Consider the following 4,217-nt stretch of genomic DNA (forward strand, 5'->3'; position numbering starts at 1 on the left):
GGCACGGGCCTGGGGCTGGCCATCTGCCGCAAGATCATCGACGCCATGGACGGCACCATCGTGGCCGGCAACGGCCCGGCAGGCGGCGCCATCTTCACCATCATCCTGCCCAGCCGCAGTGCGCAGGAGACCCGACCGGCCGAGCTGACATAGCCTGCGAGGGCGCGGTGGCGCGGTGGCGCGGTGGCGCGGTGGCGCGAAGCTCAGGCCTCGGACGGCATATGCCGCCCATGCGCCAGCCAGTTGTCCCCGGCCTGCCAGCGCGCGGCCCAGGCGGGCAGCTGGTCGGCGGGCATGGGCCGGGCGATGCCGTAGCCCTGGGCCACGTGGCAGCCCATTTCGCGCAGGCGGCGCGCATGCCTGGGGGTTTCTACGCCTTCGGCCACGGATTCGAGCTTGAAGGTGCTGGCCAGCTGGATCACGCCTTCGACGATGCCCAGGTCGTCCGGGTCGGCCAGCATGTCGCGCACAAAGCTCTGGTCGATCTTCAGCGACTGCACGGGCAGCTTGCGCAGGTAGGTGAGCGAGGAGTAGCCGGTGCCGAAGTCGTCCAGCGCAAAGCGTATGCCCAGCTGCCGGCACTGCCCCATCACCTGGATGGCCTGCTCCATGTCGGCAATGGCGGCGCTTTCCAGGATTTCCAGCTCGATCAGGTGCGGCGGCAGTTCGGGATGCCGGGCCAGCACCTGGGCCATGGTGGCGTGGAAGCCGCCATCCAGAAGCTGGTTGGCGCTGACGTTGATGCTCACGCACAGGTCCAGGCCCTGGTCGAGCCAGCGTGCCGCCTGGGCCACGGCCTCGCCGATGACCCAGTCGCCCAGCGGTCGCTCCAGGTCGCTGCCCGCGATGAAGGGCAGGAACTCGGCCGGCGAGCGCAGGCCCTGGCGCGGGTCGTGCCAGCGCAGCAGGGCCTCGGCGCCCACCAGCCTGCCGCCACCCAGCTCCACCTTGGGTTGGTAGTGCAGCAGGAATTCGCCCTGCTCCAGCGCACGGCGCAGCCAGCCCAGCTGCAGGCGGCGCGCATGGGCCTTGCGGTCGTTTTCCGGATCGAACAGCTGGTAGCGGTTGCGCCCGGCCTGCTTGGCCACGCACATGGCCTGGTCGGCATGGCGCAGCAGCAGGTCGGGGTCGGCCTGGTCGTCGGGGTAGAGGCTGACACCCACGCTGGCGGTCACGGACAACACCCGGTCCTGCACGGGCACGGGACGGCTGGCCGCCTCCAGCACCCGGTCGAGGATGGAGGTGCAGTGCTCGACCGAGCCGATCTGCGACAGCAGCAGCACGAACTCGTCGCCACCGAGCCGGGCCAGCGTGTCCTCGGAGCGCAGCACGCTCTTGAGGTGCTCGGCCACGCCCACCAGCAGCGCATCGCCTGCGGCCGCGCCGTGCAGGTCGTTGATTTCCTTGAAGCCGTCCAGGTCCAGGAAGCACACGGCCAGGGAGCGGCCCTCGCGCGCCGTGCGCAGCATGGCCTGGTTGAGGCGCTCGACCAGCAGGCGGCGGTTGGGCAGTCCGGTCAGCAGGTCGTAGTGGGTGACGCGGTCGAGCTCGGCCTCATGGGCCTTGATGTGGCTGATGTCGGTGAAGACGCCGATGTAGTGCTCGATCTCGCCGCCGGCACCCTGCGCAGCGGAGATGGACAGCATCTCGGCGAAGATCTCGCCCGATTTGCGGCGGTTCCAGATCTCGCCGTGCCAGAAGCCGTCGCGCGCGATGCAGGCCCAGATCTGCCGGTAGAACTCCGGCCCGTGCAGGCCCGAGGACAGCACGCGCGGCGTCTGGCCGATCACCTCCTCGGGCGCATAGCCGGTGATGCGGGTGAAGGCCGGGTTGACGCGCGTGATGCGCCGCGCCGGATCGACCACCATGATGCCCTGGTGGCTGCTGTCGAACACCACGGCGGCCTGGGCCAGCTCGCGTTCGAAGCGCTTGCGCTCGGTGATGTCCCGGGAGATGCCGAACAGGCCTGCGATGTGGCCTGCCGTATTGCGCACCGGCCCCTTGGTGACCAGGAGGTCCAGCGTCCTGCCCGGCTCCACCGTCAGCTGCTCCTCATGCGTGGCCACCTCCTGTCGCAGCACCGCCTGGTCCTTCCTGCGGATGGCGCTGGCGATGCCGAAGGGAAAGAGCGCGAAGTCGTCCTTGCCCACGATGTCTTCGGCCTGCCGGCCCACCAGGCTGGCGGCGGCCCGGTTGACCAGCAGATAGCGCCCGCGCAGGTCCTTCACGAACACGGCGTCCGAGGTGCCGGAGATCACCGAGTCCAGCAGTTGCCGCTGCATGTTGGCCTTGCGCAGCGAGCGCTGCAGCGTCTCGGCCAGCACGCTCACGGCCAGGCCGTTGACGGCCACCACCCCCCATTGCGCCCAGTCGCGCACGGCGACGCCGTCCGTCTGGTCCAGGCTGTAGGCCGCAAAGGCCGTGGCCAGCAGGCCCGGCCCCAGGCCGCCGATCAGCGCACTGACCAGCACGGGCAGCATGAACAGCAGCAGCAGCGAGCGTTCACCGAAATGGCTGGCCAGCGTGCTGCTGGCGGCCAGCACGGCCAGGCTCATGGCCAGGGCAAACAGATAGGAGGCCCAGACCGGGAAACGGCGCGGCCCCATTTCCTGGGTGATGGCGGAGGCGCCGCCGCTGTGCGCGGCCGGCACCGAGCACAGCGCGAAGAACAGCAGGAAGTCCGTGGCCAGCACAAAGAACAGCCCCTTGGCGACGGAAAGCCAGCCGATATCCGCACTGCCTGCCAACGCGAACAACAGCTTGTCGGACAGAATGATCCAGGCGAATGCGAGCAATCCGTAGCTCACCGTGATCAGTCCGATAAATCGGCGTCTTGCTGATTTGGCCATTTCAGCGTGGCACTCCCTGTGTATATGGCTGTCCGGAATTATTGCCAATCCCTGCTGGCAATCGCGTCGTCATTCGCCGAAAACAGGGGGCAATAAAACCATTTGCCGCGCACTCGATCATTCATAGAAAAATTGCATCGCAGGCCTTTTCCGCCGGATGCGGGAATATCTGTCCGGCCCCTTTTCCCGGTCCGGCCGCCAACTCATTCCGGGCACTGGCGGCAGGGCTGCTGCTCGGTGCGGGCGGCCTCGGCATGCAGCCAGGCCAGGAAGGCCGCCACGGCGGGGCGCCGGGCGTTGCGCGCGGGGTAGACGGCAAAGTGGGCCTTGACGCGCAGGGCCCGGTCCATGCCGAAGGGGGCCACCAGCCGGCCGTCGGCAATGTGGCCGCCCGCGTTCATGGCGCTTTCCAGCGCCACGCCCAGGCCCTGCGTGGCCGCGTCCAGCGACATCTGGGCGCGGTCGAAGCGCACGGCAAAGCGCTCTGGCGCGCGCAGCTGCGAGAACGCCTGGAACCAGTCCGACCACTGGACGATGCTGACGTTGCTCTGGATCAGCGGCACGTGCAGCAACTGCTGCACGCGCTGCAGCCCATGCTCGGCCACGAACGCGGGGCTGGCCAGCGGCAGGATGTGCTCCTCGAACAGTGGCTCCACCTCCAGCTCCGGCCACTGCGCAATGCCGTAGCGGATGTCGATATCGGCCTGGCCCAGCGCGAAGTCGCTGTGCGAATGCGCAGCCGACAGGTTCAGCGCAATGTGCGGGCAGGCCCGTGCGAAGTCCCGCAGCCGGGGCATGAGCCAGAGGCTGGCGATGCTGGGCGCGCAGTGCACGTAGAGGCTGTTGCTCATGCTGTGGCGCAGGTCCTCGGTGGCCGAAACGATGGCCGCCAGCGCGCCGCCCACGCGCTCCAGGTAGGCCTGCCCCGGGCGGCTCAGGCGCACGCCATGCGCGCTGCGCTCGAACAGGCGCACGCCCAGCTGCGCCTCCAGCTTGGCCACCTGGTGGCTGACGGCCGAGGCCGTCAGGTGCAGCTCGGAGGCGGCCAGCGCGAAGCTGCGCCGGCGCGCCACGGCCTCGAAGGCCTGCAGGTGGGCACTGCTGGGAATGGATGCCATGGCAAGTTCCTCGAAGACGCGGGCAGCTCACAGGCAGACCCCGGGAGACCCCGTACGTGAGCTGAAGAACTGTCATCTTAGGCTGATGAAACATCGTTTGTCTTCATGCTCGTGACAGCCCAAGATGGCTGCATCCACCACCACTACAGCGGAGACAGGCACATGCTGCTCAAGGACAGGGTCGCCATCATCACCGGCGGAGCAGGGATCAACGGACTCGGTTTTGCCACGGCGCGCCAGATGGACGCGG

3 protein-coding genes and 1 pseudogene are annotated in these 4,217 nt (G+C 68.5%); 2 read left to right on the forward strand and 2 right to left on the reverse strand.

Translation table 11 applies throughout. From position 1 onward, the window contains the following. Nucleotides 1-153 (forward strand): ATP-binding protein (locus L995_RS31920; protein WP_156136018.1); only part of this gene is annotated, 153 nt, incomplete at its 5' end. A 50-nt stretch (nt 154-203) separates the two neighbouring features. Here the strand turns inward: L995_RS31920 and L995_RS08540 are convergent. Together L995_RS08540 and L995_RS08545 are read right to left on the reverse strand one after the other, a co-directional pair. Further along, a complete protein-coding gene (locus tag L995_RS08540; RefSeq protein ID WP_047470990.1) occupies nt 204-2,807 on the reverse strand; it encodes a putative bifunctional diguanylate cyclase/phosphodiesterase in 2,604 nt (867 codons plus the stop codon). 245 nt (nt 2,808-3,052) lie between these two features. Then, complete coding sequence (locus tag L995_RS08545) at nt 3,053-3,967, reverse strand: LysR substrate-binding domain-containing protein (RefSeq protein WP_016450592.1); 915 nt, start codon at nt 3,965-3,967, stop codon at nt 3,053-3,055. A gap of 162 nt (nt 3,968-4,129) precedes the next feature. Between L995_RS08545 and L995_RS32935 the strand changes: the two are divergent. Then, nucleotides 4,130-4,217, forward strand: a pseudogene (locus tag L995_RS32935) (short-chain dehydrogenase); the annotation flags it as partial.

The sequence above is a fragment of the Delftia sp. ZNC0008 genome (genome assembly GCF_000799035.1).
Lineage (GTDB): Bacteria > Pseudomonadota > Gammaproteobacteria > Burkholderiales > Burkholderiaceae_C > Comamonas > Comamonas tsuruhatensis.